At 71.5% G+C, this 18315-nt stretch carries 18 protein-coding genes; 13 read left to right on the top strand and 5 right to left on the bottom strand.

The window, feature by feature from the left end; genetic code table 11:
• Positions 1-191: 191 nt before the first annotated feature.
• The 4 genes from OG331_RS20945 to OG331_RS20930 all read left to right on the top strand — a co-directional run bounded on the left by OG331_RS20945 (position 192) and on the right by OG331_RS20930 (position 5072).
• A complete protein-coding gene (locus OG331_RS20945; protein ID WP_406198460.1) occupies positions 192-1205 on the top strand; it encodes an ATP-binding cassette domain-containing protein in 1014 nt (337 codons plus the stop codon).
• Complete coding sequence (locus OG331_RS20940) at positions 1202-2017, top strand: ABC transporter permease (protein WP_328879885.1); 816 nt, start codon at positions 1202-1204, stop codon at positions 2015-2017. Before OG331_RS20945 ends, OG331_RS20940 begins: the two co-directional genes overlap by 4 nt.
• A 133-nt stretch (positions 2018-2150) precedes the next feature.
• Positions 2151-3998 carry a glutamine--fructose-6-phosphate transaminase (isomerizing) gene (gene glmS, locus OG331_RS20935; RefSeq protein WP_406198457.1) on the top strand — a complete coding sequence of 616 codons (1848 nt, stop codon included), beginning with the start codon at positions 2151-2153 and terminating at the stop codon, positions 3996-3998.
• Between the two features lie 225 nt (positions 3999-4223).
• The gene (locus OG331_RS20930; protein ID WP_406198454.1) at positions 4224-5072 is read left to right on the top strand and encodes a hypothetical protein; all 849 of its coding nucleotides are present in this window, start codon (positions 4224-4226) and stop codon (positions 5070-5072) included.
• A gap of 17 nt (positions 5073-5089) precedes the next feature.
• Here the strand turns inward: OG331_RS20930 and OG331_RS20925 are convergent, their stop codons facing one another.
• The 3 genes from OG331_RS20925 to OG331_RS20915 all read right to left on the bottom strand — a co-directional run bounded on the left by OG331_RS20925 (position 5090) and on the right by OG331_RS20915 (position 8233).
• A complete protein-coding gene (locus OG331_RS20925) occupies positions 5090-6319 on the bottom strand; it encodes an FAD-dependent monooxygenase (protein ID WP_406198452.1) in 1230 nt (409 codons plus the stop codon).
• Positions 6294-7730 carry an NAD(P)H-hydrate dehydratase gene (locus OG331_RS20920; RefSeq protein WP_406198449.1) on the bottom strand — a complete coding sequence of 479 codons (1437 nt, stop codon included), beginning with the start codon at positions 7728-7730 and terminating at the stop codon, positions 6294-6296. The genes OG331_RS20925 and OG331_RS20920 overlap by 26 nt, the downstream gene beginning before the upstream one ends.
• Before the next feature lie 131 nt (positions 7731-7861).
• Complete coding sequence (locus OG331_RS20915; RefSeq protein WP_406198446.1) at positions 7862-8233, bottom strand: holo-ACP synthase; 372 nt, start codon at positions 8231-8233, stop codon at positions 7862-7864.
• Between the two features lie 115 nt (positions 8234-8348).
• Between OG331_RS20915 and OG331_RS20910 the strand changes: the two genes are divergently transcribed.
• The 5 genes from OG331_RS20910 (at position 8349) to OG331_RS20890 (ending at position 12741) form a co-directional block, all read left to right on the top strand.
• The gene (locus OG331_RS20910) at positions 8349-9233 is read left to right on the top strand and encodes a L,D-transpeptidase family protein (protein ID WP_406198443.1); all 885 of its coding nucleotides are present in this window, start codon (positions 8349-8351) and stop codon (positions 9231-9233) included.
• An 83-nt stretch (positions 9234-9316) separates the two neighbouring features.
• Positions 9317-10483, top strand: a complete 1167-nt coding sequence (gene alr / locus OG331_RS20905; RefSeq protein ID WP_406198441.1) for an alanine racemase — start codon at positions 9317-9319, stop codon at positions 10481-10483.
• A 167-nt stretch (positions 10484-10650) separates the two neighbouring features.
• Complete coding sequence (locus OG331_RS20900; protein WP_406198439.1) at positions 10651-11892, top strand: alpha/beta fold hydrolase; 1242 nt, start codon at positions 10651-10653, stop codon at positions 11890-11892.
• Positions 11858-12370, top strand: a complete 513-nt coding sequence (tsaE, locus tag OG331_RS20895; protein ID WP_362384883.1) for a tRNA (adenosine(37)-N6)-threonylcarbamoyltransferase complex ATPase subunit type 1 TsaE — start codon at positions 11858-11860, stop codon at positions 12368-12370. Before OG331_RS20900 ends, tsaE begins: the two co-directional genes overlap by 35 nt.
• A gap of 182 nt (positions 12371-12552) precedes the next feature.
• Entirely contained in the window at positions 12553-12741 is a 189-nt protein-coding gene (locus OG331_RS20890) for a hypothetical protein (protein WP_406198436.1), read from the top strand.
• On the opposite strand, the gene OG331_RS20885 is transcribed toward OG331_RS20890, so the two are convergent.
• Complete coding sequence (locus OG331_RS20885; RefSeq protein WP_406198434.1) at positions 12738-13292, bottom strand: hypothetical protein; 555 nt, start codon at positions 13290-13292, stop codon at positions 12738-12740. The two genes, OG331_RS20890 and OG331_RS20885, sit on opposite strands and share 4 nt — an antisense overlap.
• A 111-nt stretch (positions 13293-13403) precedes the next feature.
• Here OG331_RS20885 and tsaB point away from each other — a divergent pair, with 111 nt between their 5' ends.
• From tsaB to OG331_RS20865, 4 genes are read left to right on the top strand one after another with little or no spacing between them, the layout of a single operon-like run.
• Entirely contained in the window at positions 13404-14060 is a 657-nt protein-coding gene (gene tsaB, locus OG331_RS20880; RefSeq protein ID WP_328424541.1) for a tRNA (adenosine(37)-N6)-threonylcarbamoyltransferase complex dimerization subunit type 1 TsaB, read from the top strand.
• Positions 14057-14587, top strand: coding sequence for a ribosomal protein S18-alanine N-acetyltransferase (gene rimI, locus OG331_RS20875; RefSeq protein ID WP_406198432.1), 531 nt, complete (start codon positions 14057-14059; stop codon positions 14585-14587). The genes tsaB and rimI overlap by 4 nt, the downstream gene beginning before the upstream one ends.
• The gene (gene tsaD / locus OG331_RS20870) at positions 14580-15686 is read left to right on the top strand and encodes a tRNA (adenosine(37)-N6)-threonylcarbamoyltransferase complex transferase subunit TsaD (protein ID WP_406198430.1); all 1107 of its coding nucleotides are present in this window, start codon (positions 14580-14582) and stop codon (positions 15684-15686) included. Before rimI ends, tsaD begins: the two co-directional genes overlap by 8 nt.
• On the top strand, positions 15683-15952 hold the full coding sequence (locus OG331_RS20865; protein ID WP_406198428.1) for a hypothetical protein: 270 nt from the start codon (positions 15683-15685) through the stop codon (positions 15950-15952). The genes tsaD and OG331_RS20865 overlap by 4 nt, the downstream gene beginning before the upstream one ends.
• Before the next feature lie 30 nt (positions 15953-15982).
• Here OG331_RS20865 and OG331_RS20860 read toward each other — a convergent pair whose 3' ends face one another.
• Positions 15983-18310, bottom strand: coding sequence for a glycoside hydrolase family 3 N-terminal domain-containing protein (locus OG331_RS20860; RefSeq protein WP_406198426.1), 2328 nt, complete (start codon positions 18308-18310; stop codon positions 15983-15985).
• Between the last annotated feature and the right edge of the window lie 5 nt (positions 18311-18315).

The raw sequence follows: 18315 nt of genomic DNA, 5'->3' as shown, positions 1-18315 counted from the left end.
GAGATCACAGTCCATTGTTACGGGAGTACGAACGGACGGTGAGGTGGGATCCGTCACGCCGTCGCGTTTTCGGTAGGAAACGGCTGTCACCGGTCGGTACCCGGGCAAAGTGGGGAATGTCAGTGGCGTGCGTCACAGTTGTGGGAGAGGTGGGCCCAGCCCGGGGTCCACCGACCCCGAGGGGGTGACCCATGACGTATGCGATCGAGGCGGAAGGCCTGGTCAAGCGCTTCAAGGACACCGAGGCGCTGGCCGGGGTCGACCTGGGGGCCCGGCGAGGCACGGTGCTCGGACTGCTGGGCCCCAACGGCGCGGGGAAGACCACCGCGGTGCGGATCTTCGCGACGCTGCTCCGGCCCGACGGGGGCCGGGCGCAGGTGGCCGGGCACGACGTGGTCCGGGAGGCCGGGGTCGTACGCGCCATGGTCGGGCTGACCGGGCAGTACGCGGCCGTGGACGAGAACCTGACCGGTACGGAGAACCTGCTGATGATCGGCAGACTGCTCGGTCTGCCGCGCCGGGAGGCGAAGGCGCGCGCGGCCGAGCTGCTGGAACGCTTTCAGCTGACGGACGCGGCCGGGCGGGCCACGAAGACCTACTCCGGCGGTATGCGCAGGCGACTGGACCTCGCGGCCAGTCTCGTCGGCCGGCCCAGCATCCTCTTTCTCGACGAGCCGACGACCGGCCTGGACCCGCACAGCCGCGGTGAGCTGTGGGACCTGCTGCGGGGCCTGGTCGCGGACGGGGCGACGGCCCTGCTGACCACGCAGTATCTGAACGAGGCCGATGTGCTCGCCGACGACATCGTGGTGATCGACAAGGGCCGGGTGATCGCCGAGGGCACGCCCGACCAGCTGAAGTCGCAGGTCGGGGGCCAGGTGCTGCAGCTGCGGCCGGTGGCGGCGGAGGATCTTGTACGGGCGCACCTGCTGGTCACCCAGGCGGCCGGCCCGCAGACGCAGATCGAGGGCGAGACGATCACCGCCCCGGTGAAGGATCCCGAGCTGATGCCCGCGGTCGTGCGCACGCTGGACCGGGAGGGGATCGCGGTGGGCGAGCTGGCGCTGCGGCGCTCGTCGCTGGACGAGGTGTTCCTGGCCCTGACCGGACACCGTGCCGAGCCGGGTGAGCCGGAGAAGAACGGCGGGGCGGCCGTAGGGGACGACGACGACAGTGAGCTGGAGAAGGCGGTGAGCCGGTCATGACCGCCGCCACCACGACCATCACGGCCCCGATCACCAAGTCGGGCCGGGTGCGACCGCTCGACGGGATGCGGCAGACCTTCACGATGGCCTGGCGGAGCCTGGTGGCGGTGAAGCACAACCCCCTCGAACTGGTCGACTACAGCATCACGCCGATCATGTTCGTGTTCCTCTTCACGTACGTGCTGGGCGGGCAGATGGCCGGGTCGCCCGAGGCGTATCTGAAGTACGCACTGCCGGGGATCATCGTCCAGAACACCCTGTTCATGACCATGTACACGGCCATGGCGCTCAACACCGACCTCACCAAGGGCGTCTTCGACCGGCTGCGCAGCCTGCCGATCGCCCGCTCGGCGCCGCTCATCGGCCGCATCACCGCCGACCTCGCCAAGCATGTCTGGGCGCTGCTGCTGATGATCGGCCTCGGCCTGCTGCTCGGCTTCCGGATCACCGGGGGAGTGGACGGGTTCCTGCTCGGGACGCTGCTGGTGGTCGTGTTCGCGGCGGCGGTGTCGTGGGGCGCGGTGCTGATCGGGATGCTGGCGGGGGATGCGGAGAAGGTGCAGGCCTTCGCGTTCACGATCATTTTTCCGATCACGTTCACGAGCAGCGCGTTCGTCATGGTGGACACCATGCCGGGGTGGCTGCAGGCGTGGAGCGACGTGAATCCGGTGACGCATCTGTCGGACGCGTTCCGGGGGCTGCTGCTGGGTGGGCCGGTGGCGGAGCCGGTGCTGTGGTCGCTGGTGTGGGCGGCCGGGATCGCGTTGGTGTTCTATCCGTTGGCCATGCGGTCCTATCGGGCGAAGACCTGACGGAGATTGGTGATGGGTCGCGGAGACCGCCTGCGATTCTGGCTTCGTACCCCCGTGGGAATTTCCGAATTCGGGCAGGCGGCGCGGAGTTCGGGGGCGATTTTCGTGACGATCGGACCGTAGGCTGCCGCGCATGTGCGGAATCGTGGGATACGTGGGGTCGCAGTCGGCGCTCGAGATCGTGATGGCCGGACTGAAGCGGCTGGAGTACCGGGGGTACGACTCGGCCGGGGTCGCCGTGCTGGCGGACGGGGGGATGGCCGGGGCCAAGAAGGCCGGGAAGCTGGGGAATCTGGAGAAGGAGCTCGCCGAGCGGCCGTTGCCGACCGGGACCACGGGGCTCGGGCACACGCGGTGGGCCACGCATGGTGGGCCCACGGACGCGAATGCGCATCCGCATCTCGACAACGCGGGGCGCGTCGCGGTCGTGCACAACGGGATCATCGAGAACTTCGCCGCTCTGCGGGCCGAGTTGGAGGAGCGGGGGCACGAGCTGACCTCCGAGACCGACACCGAGGTGGTCGCGCATCTGCTCGCCGAGGAGTTCTCGGTCTGCGCCGACCTCGCCGAGGCCATGCGGCTGGTGTGCCGGCGGTTGGAGGGGGCGTTCACGCTGGTCGCCGTGCATGCCGATGAGCCCGATGTGGTGGTCGGGGCGCGGCGGAACTCGCCGCTGGTGGTGGGCGTTGGGGAGGGTGAGGCCTTTCTCGCCTCGGATGTCGCCGCGTTCATCGCCCACACGCGGTCGGCGATCGAGCTGGGTCAGGACCAGGTGGTGGAGCTGCGGCGGGACGGGGTGACCGTCACCGGGTTCGACGGGCGGTCGGCGGAGGTGCGGCCGTATCACGTCGACTGGGACGCCTCGGCCGCGGAGAAGGGGGGCTATGACTACTTCATGCTCAAGGAGATCGCCGAGCAGCCCAAGGCGGTCGCCGATACGTTGCTGGGGCGCATCGACGCGTCCGGTTCGCTGACGCTGGACGAGGTGCGGATCAGCGCCTCCGAGCTGCGGGAACTCGACAAGGTCGTCATCGTGGCCTGCGGCACGGCCTTCCACGCCGGAATGATCGCCAAGTACGCCATCGAGCACTGGACGCGGGTGCCGTGCGAGGTCGAACTGGCCAGTGAGTTCCGGTACCGGGATCCGATCCTCGATCAGCAGACCCTCGTCATCGCCATCTCGCAGTCCGGCGAGACCATGGACACCCTCATGGCGCTGCGGCATGCCCGTGAGCAGGGGGCCAGGGTGCTGGCGATCTGCAACACCAACGGGTCGACGATTCCGCGTGAGTCGGATGCGGTGCTGTACACGCATGCCGGGCCGGAGGTCGCGGTCGCCTCGACGAAGGCGTTCCTGACGCAGCTGGTGGCGTGTTACCTCGTCGCGCTGTATCTCGGGCAGGTGCGGGGCACCAAGTGGGGCGACGAGATCGGGGCCGTCATCCGGGACCTCTCTCAGATCTCCGGTGAGGTCGAGCGGGTGCTGGAGACCATGGAGCCGGTGCGGGAGCTGGCGCGGTCGCTGGCCGCGAAGAAGACGGTGCTGTTCCTGGGGCGGCATGTGGGATATCCGGTCGCCCTTGAGGGCGCGCTGAAGCTGAAGGAACTCGCCTATATGCACGCCGAAGGCTTTGCGGCGGGGGAGTTGAAGCATGGGCCGATCGCCCTGATCGAGGACGATCTGCCGGTGGTCGTGGTCGTGCCTTCGCCCCGGGGCCGGTCGATTCTGCACGACAAGATCGTGTCCAACATCCAGGAGATCCGGGCCCGGGGTGCGCGGACGATCGTCATCGCGGAGGAAGGGGACGAGGCGGTGGTGCCGTACGCGGACCACCTGATCCGGATCCCGGCCACGCCGACCCTGCTTCAGCCGCTGGTGGCGACGGTCCCCTTGCAGGTGTTCGCCTGCGAGCTGGCGACGGCCCGGGGCAACGAGGTGGACCAGCCTCGGAACCTGGCGAAGTCGGTGACGGTGGAGTGAGGGGGCCCACAGGGTAAGTGCGCGTCGCGCGAGCCGACTTCGGCGGCGGGAACGTTTTCCCGCCGCTCGAAAGGGTGAACGCCTGCTGATCGCCGGGCAACTCGATCTTCGGCCCAATTACGTTGCGCGCATGGTCACATCCACACACGAGGTCTCGCGCCGGATCTTTCAGGATCATCCGGAGGTCCTCGCCCCCGCTTCGAGGCGTTAGGGCTGCCGCCGCCCGTGAAGGCGGACATCGAAGTGCTCACTCCCGACGCCACGGAAATCAAGCCGCTGGAGCGGCGAGTGGACACGGTGCTGAAGGTCGAGTCCGCCGATGGGGAGAACTTTCTGCTCGCCATCGAGGCCCAGACCAAACCGGCCAGGGACAAGGGGACCACGTGGCCCTACTACGTCGCCTATCTGCGGGCGAAGTTCGACTTGCCGGTGCTGCTCGTCGCCGTCTGCCGGGACCGGTCGACCGCGAGTTGGGCGGCCGGACCCTTCGAGTGCCGTGTCGGGGCGTGGGATACGCAGGTCACGCGTCCCTTCGTGCTGGGACCGGAGAACGTTCCGGAGATCACGGATGAGTCGATGGTGGCCCGACATCCGGCGATGGCCACGTTTGCGGCCATCGTGCACAGTGAAAGCAGGAACAGCCCGGCCATACTGAACTTGATGGCCCAGGGGATGCGGTCGCTCGACAGGGCCACGGCCATGTACTGGTGCGAGTTGCTGGAAGTCGGTCTGGAGAACACTCCGGCCCGGGAGACATGGAGAGAGCTGGAGAAGATGGTCGCCACATACTTTCCGGGCCGGGGAACCCTCTTCGAGGAGACGTACCTGGAGGGCAAGGCCGAGGGCAAAGTCGAAGGACGGGCCGAGGGCAAGGTCGAAGGACGGGCCGAGGGCAAGGCGGAAGGTGTTCTGCGTGTCCTGGAGGGGCGTGGCATCGCCGTCTCCGATGAGGTGCGGGAGCGGATCGCCACCTGTACGGACCTTCCCCGTGTCGATGCCTGGCTCGACCGAGTCGGCACCGTCGAGCGGGTGGAGGACCTGTTCGTCGATGACCAGGACGACGACCAGGCCTGAGCTGTCGGCCGGGCCGTTCAGCTGTCCGGCTCGTCGGCCCACCCATCCGCCCGCCACGCCGCCGCCTGCGGCATGAACCTGTTCTCGGCTGCGTGTGCCGCCATGCGGGCGTTTCTCGACTTTGCCTCCGGGCCGTCCGGTAGGTGGAAGTCTCTGCCTGCCTGGGTCGAGGCGGACTGTGCGGCGGTGGCGGTCGGTAGGCGGCGGGCGGTGTAGCGGGCGAGTGCGGCGGGGACTTCGGTGGGCGTCGCGTCCGTGAGGGCGTCGGTCAGGGCGGACGCGTCCAGGATTGCCTGGGCCGCCCCTTGCGCCTGGAACGGGACCATCGCGTGGGCGCTGTCGCCGAGGAGGGCCACCCGGCCGACGTTCCAGCGGGTGAGCGGCGTGCGGGTGTAGATGCCGTAGCGGAGCACCTGGCCCGCGCGTTCGAGGATCGTCAGGACCCGGGCGTCCCAGCCCGCGAACTCGCGTAGTTGCTCGCCGGGTTCTGCCTGAGCGGTCCATGACTCCTGTGTCGGCTCCTTGGTGCTGAAGACGGCCACGACGTTGAGGAGTTCACCGCGGCGCACCCAGTAGTGGACGAAGTGGCGGTCCGGGCCGAGCCAGACGGCGAGTGGGGGGAGGCCCAGGTCGGCCACCTCGGCGGACGGGAGAAGGGCCCGGTAGGCGGCGGTTCCCGAGAACACCGCCTCGTCCTTGCCGAAGAGCCACTGGCGGGCGGCGGAGCGGATGCCGTCCGCGGCCACCACCAGGTCCGCGTGCAGGCGCTCGCCGGTCGCCGTCGTGATGCAGGCGGAATCGTCGTCCTGGGTGATGTCCACGACTGTCGTGTTCAGGCGCACCGACCCGGGTGGCACCGCGGCGACCAGGGCATCGTGCAGATCGGCGCGGTGCAGCAGCAAGTACGGTGCCCCGAACTCCTCCTCGGTCTCGCGGCCCGTCGCGTAACGGCAGATCTCCGACCCGTCGGACCAGCTGCGGAAGCTCAGGTGCGAGGGGCGGGAGGCCGACGCGGCGACCGTGTCGAGGCCGTCCAGCCGGCGCAGCACCCGCGTGGCGTTGGGCGCGAGCTGGATTCCGGCACCGACCTCGGTGAAGCGGGCTGCCTGCTCGACGAGCACGGCGTCCCAACCTGCCCGGCGCAGGCTCAGTGTCGCGGCCAGGCCTCCGATGCCCGCCCCGACGACGATCGCCCTTCGCTGCCGTCCTGACGCGGTCCCCTCAACTCCGTACGTCCCGCCAGGCATCCGGAATCCCCTCAGCCACGTCATGCGCCCCGACCGGTGCCCCGTCCGCCGCGAATCTCGCCGACAGGCCGTGGAGATACGCCGCCGCGCTCGCAGCATCCAACGCGGGGAGCCCCGTCGCCAGCAGTGATCCCGCCAAACCGGACAGCACATCCCCGCTGCCGGCCGTGGCCAGCCATGACGTTCCCGTCGGGTTCACCCGGACCGGGCCGGTGCCCCCGGCGTCCGCCACCAGCGTCGTCGACCCCTTCAACAGCACCGTCGCCGCATACCGCCCCGCCAACTCCCGTACCGAAGCCAGCCGAGCCCCCTCGACCTGCTCCCGGGAGACACCCAGCAGCGCCGCCGCCTCCCCGGCGTGCGGGGTCATCAGGGTCGGTGCCGTCCGGCCCCTTACCGCATCCGGGTCCGCCAGCCGCAGCCCGTCGGCGTCGAGGAGCACCGGCACGTCCGTCGCCAGGACCTCCGCCACCGTCGCCGCGTCGTCCCCGGCACCGGGGCCGACGACCCAGGACTGCACACGCCCGGCCTTCTTCGGGCCCCGGTCCGACACCAGCGTCTCGGGGAACCGGGCGATCACCGCGTCCCCGGCCGGACCGACGTACCGTACGGCCCCCGCCCCGCCCCGCAACGCACCCGCCACCGCCAGTACGGCCGCACCCGGATAGCGCGCCGAACCGGCCGCGATGCCCACCACTCCTCGCCGGTACTTGTCCGTCTCCGCCGCAGGCGACGGCAACAGCAGGTCCACGTCCGCGTGTTGCAGCGCCTCCAGCTCCACCGCGTCGTTCGGCAGCGCCAGGCCGATGTCGACAAGGCGCACCACACCGGCGTAGTCCCGCGCCGGATCGATCAGCAGGCCCGGCTTGTGCGTGCCGAAGGTGACGGTGAGGTCGGCCCGCAGTGCCGTGCCGCTCACCTCGCCCGTGTCCGCGTCCACGCCGCTCGGCAGGTCCACGGCGACGACAGCGGCCCGGGACCGCTGGGCGGCGGCGGCCAGCGGGGCCGCCTGAGGACGCAGCCCGCCCTTGCCGCCGATCCCGACGATTCCGTCCACGACCAGGTCCGCGCGTTCGATCAACTCCTCGGCGGCATCGACACCGGTCGCCCGGCCGCCGGCCCGCCGCAGCGCCGCGAGGCCCCCGGCGTGCGCCCGCTCGGGAGACAGCAGCACCGCCGTAACTCCCGCTCCGCGCCTGGCCAGTCGGGCCCCGGCATACAGGGCGTCGCCGCCGTTGTCGCCGCTGCCGACCAGCAGCACGACCCGGCTGCCGTACACCCGGCCCAGCAGATCCGCGCAGGCCACGGCCAGTCCGGCCGCCGCCCGCTGCATCAGCGCACCGTCCGGAAGCCGTGCCATCAGCTCCCGTTCGGCCGCCCTTACCGTCTCCACGCCGTACGCAGTCCGCATGCGACCGAGTCTTCCGTACGCGGCGCGGCTCGTCGCATCCATGGACGCATTGGCGTGCCTTCGGCCGGTCGGTCGGTCGGCCGATCGGTCGATCGGTCGGGGTGCGAGGCCCGGCGGGAGGCGGGCCGTGCTCAGCCCTCCGCCACCACCACCGCCGACGCCACCCCGGCGTCATGGCTCAGCGACACATGCCAGGACCGCACGCCCAGTTCGGCCGCCCGTGCCGCGACCGTCCCCGTCACCCGCAGCCGCGGCCGGCCGCTGTCTTCGACGTAGACCTCGGCGTCCGTCCAGAGCAGGCCCGCCGGTGCGCCCAGCGCCTTCGCGAGGGCCTCCTTCGCCGCGAAACGGGCCGCGAGCGAGGCGACGCCCCGGCGTTCACCGCTCGGCAGCAGCAACTCGCCGTCCACGAACAGCCGTTCGGCCAGCCCGGGTGTGCGTTCCAGTGCCGCGCCGAACCTGTCGATCTCGGCCACGTCGATGCCGACCCCGATGATGCTCATGCCGAGCACCCTACGGTCGGTCGCCCGTTCCCAAGCCCGGCCTCCCGCGCCTCGTTAGGGTGACCCAGCCGCGCGGCGCCTCCCGCCGGGCAGGCCCTCACGCTTCTCTGAGCGCATGATCAGCGGACGTATCGCAAGCCGGAGCATCGCTGTGTTGCTCGCCGGCGCCACCCTGCTGCCCGTCGGCAGCGCCTCGGCCGACCCCGAACCCCCGGCTTCCGGGCCGGAGGCCGAACTCGTGCCGGGCGTACCCCACCTGCTCCAGCTCTGGCCGACCGACACGCCCGACCAGGCACTGCCCCCGAAGGTGTACACGCCCACCCCCGAGGAGGACGCCGTCGAGCCGAAGGACGCGCCCGACGAGACGAACGACCTCGTGGAGTACATCCCTCCGATGGACGCCCTCGAGGGCGTGAAGTGCAGCCAGGAGACCGGACCGCATCAGCGGCAGGTCGAGCGGTGGCTGAAGCTGAAGGCGGACGGGGAGCAGTCGCCCGCCGACTGCCGGGCCATCCGCGCCTTCCAGATCAAGAACAAGATCAAGCCCGCCATCGGGTTCGCCGGACCCGTGACGTGGGCCACCATGCAGCTGGTCGCCGCCCGCAAGAACCCCAACGCCGCCAAGAAGTGCCCGGTACGGACGTACCGGATCGCCTGTGTCGACCTCGACCGGCAGCTGGCCTGGGTGCAGAAGGGCAAGAAGGTCGTGTTCGGGCCCGTGCCCGTCAGGAGCGGGCGCAAGGGGTACGAGACGCGGGTCGGGTCGCACCGCATCTTCTGGCGGCACAAGAACCACGTGTCGAGCCTCTACAACAGCCCCATGCCCTACTCCCAGTTCTTCAGCGGCGGCCAGGCCTTCCACGGCGTCTACGGCAACATCTTCACCGCCGTCGGCTCCATGGGCTGCGTCAATCTGCGCCTGGACGAGGCCAGGAAGCTGTGGGGCGTGCTGAAGAACAACGACCAGGTGTACGTGTGGGGGCACCGCCCGGAGGCGTAGCCCGCCGGCACGGGGCAAGTGGCCAGGGGCGCGGGTCCCGGCTCGGCGGTGTTGTCGTACCCCTCTGAGACACTGGGGGCGCCATGACAGAAACAGCAGCCCTGCCGACCGCCCCCCTGCGCGCCCGCGCCGAGATCGATCTGGCCGCCCTGCGGGCCAACGTGCAAGCCCTGCGCGCCCACGCGCCGGGCGCGGCCCTGATGGCCGTCGTGAAGTCTGACGCATACGGCCACGGGGCCGTACGGTGCGCCCGCGAGGCCGTGGCGGCGGGCGCCGGCTGGCTGGGCACGGCCACGCCCGAGGAGGCCCTCGTGCTGCGGGCCGCCGGGGTGGACGGCGTACGGATCATGTGCTGGCTGTGGACACCCGGCGGTCCCTGGCGCGAGGCCATCGAGGCCGACCTGGACGTCTCCGTCAGCGGGATGTGGGCCCTGCGCGAGGTCACCGCTGCCGCCCGGCAGGCCGGTGCACCCGCGCGCGTGCAGCTCAAGGCCGACACCGGGCTCGGACGGGGAGGCTGCCAGCCCGGTGACGACTGGACCGAGCTGGTGCGGGAGGCCCTGCGGGCCGAGGCCGAGGGGCTGATCCGGATCACCGGGCTCTGGTCGCACTTCGCCTGCGCCGACGAGCCCGGGCATCCGTCCATCGCCGCCCAGCTCTCCCTCTTCCGCGAGATGGTGGCGTACGCGGAAGCACAGGGCGCGCGGCCCGAGGTGCGGCACATCGCCAACTCGCCCGCCACGCTCACCCTCCCCGAGAGCCACTTCGACCTGGTGCGCACCGGGATCGCCACCTACGGCATCTCGCCCAGCCCCGAGCTGGGCAGCCCCGCCGACTTCGGACTGCGGCCCGTGATGACCCTCTCGGCGTCCCTCGCACTGGTGAAACACGTCCCGGGCGGTCACGGCGTCAGCTACGGCCATCACTACGTCACCCCGGGCGAGACCACCCTCGGCCTCGTCCCCCTCGGTTACGCCGACGGCATCCCGCGGCACGCCTCCGGCGCCGGGCCCGTCCTGGTCGGCGGCAAGTGGCGGACGGTGGCGGGGCGGATCGCGATGGACCAGTTCGTCGTCGACCTGGGCGGGGACGAGCCGGCGGCAGGTGCGGAAGCAGTGCTGTTCGGGCCCGGTGACCGCGGTGAACCCACCGCCGAGGACTGGGCGCAGGCCGCGGGGACCATCGCCTACGAAATCGTCACGCGGATCGGAACGCGCGTTCCACGCGTCTATAGGAATGCGTCCATGTGATGCGTCTTCGTGATGCGGCTATGTGACGCGGGCAATGTGATGCGTCCATCCGAATGCGGTTATGTGAATGAGGAACGAGGCGGGTAACCCGTAGCGGTACACCCGCACCATTCGGCACCCACGTCACAACGACACACCGGGCACGACCCAGCGAAGAGGAGCGGTACGTGAGCGAGAGCAGCGCGGAGGTCGTCGCGGCCGTCGCCTCCGCCACGGGGGCGGCCGCGAACTGGCGCAGGGCGACCGGGTTCGCCGGCGCCGCGATAGGCGTGATCGCGGCCGGCGCGGCCGCCGGCGTCGCCATAGAGCGGATGACCGTGGGCCGCGGCATGCGGCAGAAGGCCCGGCTCGCCCTCGACTCGGCGGGACCGTACGGCTCGCTGCGCGGCATGCCCGGCAAGGCGTACGCCGACGACGGCACCGAGCTGTACTACGAGGTCGACGACGTCGACCCCGAGGCCGCACCCGCCCTCAACCCGCGCCGGCGACGGCTCTTCGGGCGCAAGGCACCCGCCCCCGTCACCGTCGTCTTCAGCCATGGCTACTGCCTCAGCCAGGACTCCTGGCACTTCCAGCGCGCCGCGCTCAGGGGCGTCGTGCGCACCGTGCACTGGGACCAGCGCAGCCACGGCCGGTCCGGGCGCGGCGTCGCCCAGACGGAGGAGGGCAAGCACGTCGACATCGAGCAGTTGGGGCGCGACCTCAAGGCCGTCATCGACGCGGCCGCGCCCGAGGGGCCGCTCGTGCTGGTCGGACACTCCATGGGCGGGATGACGGTCATGGCGCTGGCCGACCAGTTCCCGGAGCTGATCCGGGACCGGGTCGTCGCCACCGCCTTCGTGGGCACGTCCTCCGGGCGGCTCGGCGAGGTCAACTTCGGGCTGCCTGTCGCCGGAGTGAATGCGGTCCGCCGGATCCTGCCGGGGGTGCTCAAGGCGCTGGGGCAGCGGGCCGAGCTGGTGGAGAAGGGGCGCCGGGCCACCGCCGACCTGTTCGCCGGGATCATCAAGCGGTACTCGTTCTCGTCCCGGGACGTCGACCCGGCCGTCGCCCGGTTCGCCGAGCGGATGATCGAGGGGACGCCGATCGACGTGGTCGCGGAGTTCTACCCGGCTTTCGCCGACCACGACAAGACCGAGGCGCTCGGGCTCTTCACGGAGATGCCGGTGCTCGTCCTGGCCGGCGTGGGCGACCTCGTCACGCCCAGCGAGCACAGCGAGGCGATCGCCGACCTGCTGCCGGACGCCGAACTGGTCCTCGTGCCGGACGCCGGGCACCTGGTGATGCTGGAGCACCCGGAAGTGGTCACCGACCGTATGGCCGACCTGCTCACCCGCGCGGGTGCCGTGCCCGCAGGGGCTACCGTAAGTGGCTATGGAAGCACCAGCAGCACCGCACAACGCGGGTGACCTCGACCTGACCGTCACTTCTCCCGAGCAGATGCGGGAGCTGGGACGGCGGCTCGCCAAACTGCTGCGCGCCGGTGATCTCGTGATGCTCAGCGGGGAGCTCGGCGCAGGCAAGACGACGCTGACCCGGGGGCTCGGCGAGGGGCTGGGGGTCAGGGGCGCGGTCACGTCGCCGACCTTCGTGATCGCCCGTGTGCATCCCTCCCTCGGCGAGGGCCCGCCGCTCGTCCACGTCGACGCCTACCGGCTGTCCGGCGGCCTGGACGACATGGAGGACCTCGACCTCGACGTCTCGCTGCCCGAGTCGGTGATCGTCGTGGAGTGGGGCGAGGGCAAGGTCGAGGAACTGACCGAGGAACGGCTGCAGCTCGTGATCCACCGGGCCGTCGGCGACACGACGGACGAGGTACGGCACGTCACGGTGACGGGGCTGGGCGAGCGCTGGGCTCAGGTGGATCTGAGCGTGCTGTCGGCCTGAGCGTGCCGTGGGCCTGAGCGTGCCGCGGGCCTCAGCGGGACCGGGGCCGGTCGGGCCTGATGAACATTCCGACAAGACGTCGGCAAGATATTGCGTTCGCGGTCTTGTGCGTGGTCACATGGTATCCAGTCCGTGGTTAGGTCTACCTAACCACGTCCGCCCCCGGCCCCCAGGAGGCGTCCATGTCGGCATCCGAGAACAAGGCGCAGAGCGAGACGCGGTCGTGGCCGTACGCGCCGGTCGCCGGGGTGTCCATGCGCGATCTGCTGGCGGCCGGCGCCGCTGCGAACGTGATCTCCACCCCGCCGCGTCTCCCCGACCCGGAGACGACCCGCGAGCCCGCCGACCAAGGGCACCGCAACGCCGCTTAGCGGATCACGACAACCGTTCGGCCGATCGTCGCGAAGTCCCACATCGCGTTGCCGTCGGCCCGGGACTCGCGGATGCCGCCCGTCTTCACCGTCGGGGCGGGCTGCGGTGTCGGGCTGTCGACGACGGTGCTGAAACCGATCGTGATGTTGTCCACGCTGGCGAAGCGGACGACGTGCGCCACGGGGAGGCCGTCGGTGCCGGTGACCGCGTTGGAGCGGGAGGTGACGGTGTAGACGCCCGGAGCGGGGTCGACCGATCCGGGGGTCACGCGGAACGTGCGCTTGACCTTCTCGGCAGCGTCGACCAGCCACACCCGGTCGTCGTCCACGGAGTACACGACCCGTTGCCCCGCACCGGACCCGGCGGGCAGCGCTCGGGGGTCCTTCCCGTCGCGCGGCACCTTGGAGGTACTCACCCTGGGCATGCTGTCGGCGACCGGCCTGCCCAGGTCGGCCGGGATGTTCGAGTAGGCCTGGAAGGCGAGGAAGCCGACGGTCGTGAGGGCAGCCGCGGTCAGCCCCGCCACGATTGAGGAGCTGCTGCCTGCCACTCGCCACCTCAGCGTTCGCGTCGTACCCGGTGATCGATCCCGACCGTAGCAGTCGTCAAGCGGCCGACCGGGACGGCGCTTCCCGGGGCGCGGGCGCCGTAGGCTGTTTGCGTGCTCTTGCTCGCTCTGGATACCGCCACCCCCGCCGTCACCGTCGCGCTGCACGACGGTACGGACGTCATCGCCTCGTCGAGCCAGGTGGACGCGCGCCGACACGGTGAGCTGCTGCTGCCGGCCGTCGACCGGGTCCTCGCCGAGGCCGGTGTGAAGCTCGACGCCGTCACCGGTGTCGTCGTAGGCATCGGACCCGGCCCGTACACCGGGCTGCGCGTCGGCCTGATGACCGCCGACACCTTCGGGCTCGTCCTCGGCGTCCCCGTGCACGGCGTGTGCACGCTGGACGGCCTCGCGTACGCCGCCGACATCGAGAAGGGCCCCTTCGTCGTCGCGACGGACGCCCGGCGCAAGGAGGTCTACTGGGCGCGGTACGCCGACTCCCGCACGCGGCTGACCGACCCGGCCGTGGACCGGCCCGCCGACATCGCCGACCAGGTCGCCGGGCTGCCCGCCGTCGGCGCGGGCGCGCTGCTGTACCCCGACACGTTCCCCAGCGCCCACGAGCCCGAGCATGTGTCGGCGGCGGCCCTCGCGGCGCTGGCCGCCGAGAGGCTGGCGGCGGGCGAGGAACTTCCCGCGCCCCGGCCGCTGTACCTGCGCCGGCCCGACGCCCAGGTCCCCAAGAACTACAAGGTGGTCACCCCCAAGTGACCGAACCCGTGACGCCAACTCCCGCCGCTGCCGCCGGCTCCGCGCTGCGTGAGATGCGCTGGTGGGACATCGACGCCGTACTGGGCCTGGAGAAGGAGCTGTTCCCCGAGGACGCCTGGTCCCGGGGCATGTTCTGGTCCGAGCTGGCCCACTCGCGCGGGCCCGGGGCGACACGGCGTTACCTCGTCGCCGAGAACGGCGAACGGCTCGTCGGATACGCCGGCCTCGCCTCCGCCGGAGAACTGGGCGACGTCCAGACCATCGCCGTCGCCCGCGACCAGTGGGGGACGGGGCTCGGCGGCCGTCTCCTCACGGAACTGCTGCGGGCCGCGACCGAATTCGAGTGCGCCGAAGTGATGCTGGAGTGCCGCGTGGACAACGTCCGCGCGCAGAAGCTCTACGAGCGCTACGGCTTCGAGGCCATCGGCTTCAGGCGCGGCTACTACCAGCCGGGGAACGTGGACGCCCTGGTGATGAAACTGACCGACCCTGCAAACTCCGTACAAGGAACCGAGATCAATGGCTGACTCGCGGGACGAACCCCTAGTCCTCGGCATCGAGACCTCCTGCGACGAGACCGGCGTCGGCATCGTCCGCGGCACCACCCTGCTCGCCGACGCCATCGCCTCCAGCGTCGACGAGCACGCCCGCTTCGGCGGCGTCGTGCCGGAGGTCGCCTCCCGGGCGCACCTGGAGGCGATGGTCCCGACCATCGACCGCGCGCTGAAGGAGGCGGGCGTGAGCGCCCGTGACCTGGACGGCATTGCGGTGACGGCCGGTCCGGGCCTGGCGGGCGCGCTGCTGGTCGGCGTATCGGCGGCGAAGGCGTACGCCTACGCGCTGGGCAAGCCGCTCTACGGCGTCAACCACCTCGCCTCCCACATCTGCGTGGACCAGCTGGAGCACGGGGCGCTGCCGGAGCCGACGATGGCGCTGCTGGTGAGCGGCGGCCATTCGTCGCTCCTGCTGTCGTCGGACATCACCTCCGACGTCCGCCCGATGGGCGCCACGATCGACGACGCGGCGGGCGAGGCCTTCGACAAGATCGCCCGTGTGCTGAACCTGGGCTTCCCGGGCGGCCCGGTCATCGACCGGTACGCGCGCGAGGGCGACCCGGAGGCGATCGCGTTCCCGCGCGGTCTGACCGGGCCGCGCGATCCGGCGTACGACTTCTCCTTCTCCGGCCTCAAGACGGCGGTGGCCCGCTGGATCGAGGCCAAGCGGGCGGCGGGCGAGGAGGTGCCGGTGCGCGATGTCGCGGCCTCCTTCCAGGAGGCGGTCGTCGACGTGCTGACCCGCAAGGCCGTCCGCGCCTGCAAGGACGAGGGCGTCGACCACCTGATGATCGGCGGCGGCGTGGCGGCCAACTCCCGCCTGCGGGTCCTTGCCCAGGAGCGCTGCGAGCGGGCCGGCCTCCGGCTGCGGGTGCCCCGGCCGAAGCTGTGCACGGACAACGGGGCGATGGTCGCGGCCCTGGGCGCGGAGATGGTGGCCCGCAATCGGCCGGCGTCCAGCTGGGACCTGTCGGCGGACTCCTCCCTGCCGGTGACGGACCCTCATGTGCCGGGCACCGGCCACTCTCACGACCATGTGCACGAGGTCAGCAAGGAGAACCTGTACTCGTGACGGTCGCCCTGATGTGGGAGGCGCGAGCGGTTCCGGGGCGGGGCGAGGAACTGCTCGCGTGGGCCCGTGCGCAGGAGTCGGCCGCACGGCCGCTGCGCCGGGAGGTCTTTCGGGCGCCGGAGGACCGGGTGCTCGTCGTCACCTGGTGGGATGCGGCCTACGACGCGGAGCTGCCTGAACTGCCTGAGCCGGATGGAGAGTTGGTGACTCGGGCCGTGCATCGGTGGCGGTTCGAGTCGGTGGATGCCTGGCCGGGCGCGGTGTGAGTCCGGCGGGGGTCCGGCGCGGCGCCTGCGTCACCCCGGTCCCGACACCTCCGCCTCGCACCGCAGCCGCCGCCCCGCCCCCACCTCCCGTACAGGCCCGGTCAGGTGCAGTCGCGCCGTATGCCGGACGTCCGCGCTCGACGCGGCCAACCGCAGTTCCAGAACCCCCGGTTCGACGATCCGGCGCCCCGAACGGTCCGTGAAGGACGACAGGTCCGCGTGGAAGCGGAAGGTCACCCGGCTCGCCTCACCCACCCCCAGTTCGACGCGCTGGTAGCCGATCAGCCGCACATCCGGCCGCGTCACCGACGCCACCGGATCGTGCAGGTACAGCTGGACCACCTCCGCGCCCGCCCGGTCGCCGGTGTTGTGGACCGTCACCGACACCTCGTGGGAACCGTCCGTGCCGATCTCCGCCGGGTCGTCCCCGCCCGTGAAGTCGCCCCATGCGAACGACGTGTACGACCCCCCGTGCCCGAACGCATACAGCGGCGTCGGATCCAGATTGCTCACCTCTCCCGCCAGCCCCAACGGCGGCTGGAGGTAGGTCCACGGCTGCCCGCCCGGCACCCGCGGCACGCTCACCGGCAGGCGTCCCGACGGGTTGACCCGGCCCGACAGGACTCCCGCCACCGCCGGCCCGCCCTCCTCCCCGGGGAAGAACGCCTGGACGACCGCCGCCAACCGCCCCTGCCAACGCCCCAGCGCATAAGGGCGGCCCGTCAGCAGGACCAGCACCACCGGAACGCCCGTCGCCACCAGCGCGTCCAGCAGCTCGCCCTGCGCCCCCGGCAGCCGCAGGTCCGTCGCATCGCAGCCCTCGCCGGACGTGCCCCGCCCGAACAGGCCGGCCCGGTCGCCCAGCACCGCCAGGCAGACGTCCGCCTCCGACGCCCGCGCCACCGCCTCCTCGAAGCCTGCCGTGTCCGGGTCGGAGACCCCGCACCCTTGCGCGAACGTCACTTTGGCGTCGGGGAGTTCGGCGCGCAGGGCCTCCAGGACGGTCGGGATCTCGATGCCCATCGGCACCTCGGGGTGGTGCGTGAGGACGTGGGACGGGAAGGAGTAGCAGCCCAGCATCGCCAGCGCGTCGGCCGCGCGAGGGCCCACGACCGCGATACGGGCGTCGGGGGAGAGGGGAAGGGTGCCATCCGGGTTGTCCAGGAGTACCACTGACTCCTCGGCCACGCGCCGAGCCAGGGCGCGGTTCCTCGGTGAGTCCAGGTCCAGGCGCGCCGACGTCGGCTCCGGCGTCCAGTCCTCGTCCAACAGGCCCAACTCGCACTTCTGGAGCAGGACTCGGCGGGCCGCCCGGTCCACCAGTTCCTCCGGGATCCCGCCCGACCGGACGGCCTCCAGCAGTGGTTTCCCGTAGCACTTCAGGGTGGGCAGTTCCACGTCGATGCCCGCCGCCAGCGCCGCGTACGCCGCCTCCGCCGCACTGCCCGCCACCCGGTGCAGCGTCTCCAGGAAACCGATGCCGAAGTAGTCGGCGACCACCGTGCCCGTGAAACCCCATTCCTCGCGGAGGAGTTCGGTCAGCAAGGCCGGGTCCGCCGACGCCGGCACCCCGTCCGTCTCGTTGTACGCCGCCATCACCGACCGCGCGCCGCCCTCGCGCAGCGCCATCTCGAAGGGCGGAAGCGTCACGTCCGCGAACTCGCGGATGCCCGCCCGCACGGGTGCGAGGTTGCGGGCGCCCGCCGAGGACGCGTACCCGGCGAAGTGCTTGAGCGTCGCGATCACCCCGGCCGACTCCAGGCCCCGGACGTAGGCCGTGCCGATCGTGCCGGTCAGGTACGGGTCCTCGCCGATGGTCTCCTCGACGCGGCCCCAGCGCGGATCGCGTACGACGTCCAGGACGGGTGCCAGCCCCTGGTGGACGCCGGCCGAGCGCAGGTCCTGGCCGATGCGGGCGGCCATCTCCTCGATGACCGGGGGGTCGAAGGTGGCTCCCCAGGCGAGCGGTACCGGGTAGGCCGTGGCCTGCCAGGCCGTGAAGCCCGCGAGGCACTCCTCGTGGGCCACCGCCGGGATGCCGAAGCGGCCCGCCCCGGCGATACGGCGCTGGGCGCGGGCCAGTGCCTGCGCGGCCGGCGCCGGGTCCACGGGGGCGGTGCCGAAGGAGCGGGTGAGCTGGCCGAGGCCGTGGCTGATCAGCTCGGCCCAGTCGTAGTCGCTGGTCATGTCGTGCTGGTGCGGGGCGACTCCCTCGGTCCGAGCCTCGCCGTCCGTGGCGGCGCCCACCCACACGCCGTACAGCTGGGCGGTCTTCTCCTCCAGGGTCATCCGGGAGAGGAGGTCGTCGACGCGGGCGGCGGCGGGCAGGGCGGGGTCGCGCCAGGGGGCGGTGGTCATGAAAC

The sequence above is a fragment of the Streptomyces sp. NBC_01017 genome (assembly GCF_045162795.1).
GTDB classification, from domain to species: Bacteria; Actinomycetota; Actinomycetes; order Streptomycetales; family Streptomycetaceae; genus Streptomyces; species Streptomyces machairae.
The sequence above is the reverse complement of the archived record's forward strand: the minus strand, read 5'-3'. Positions and strand labels throughout refer to the sequence as shown.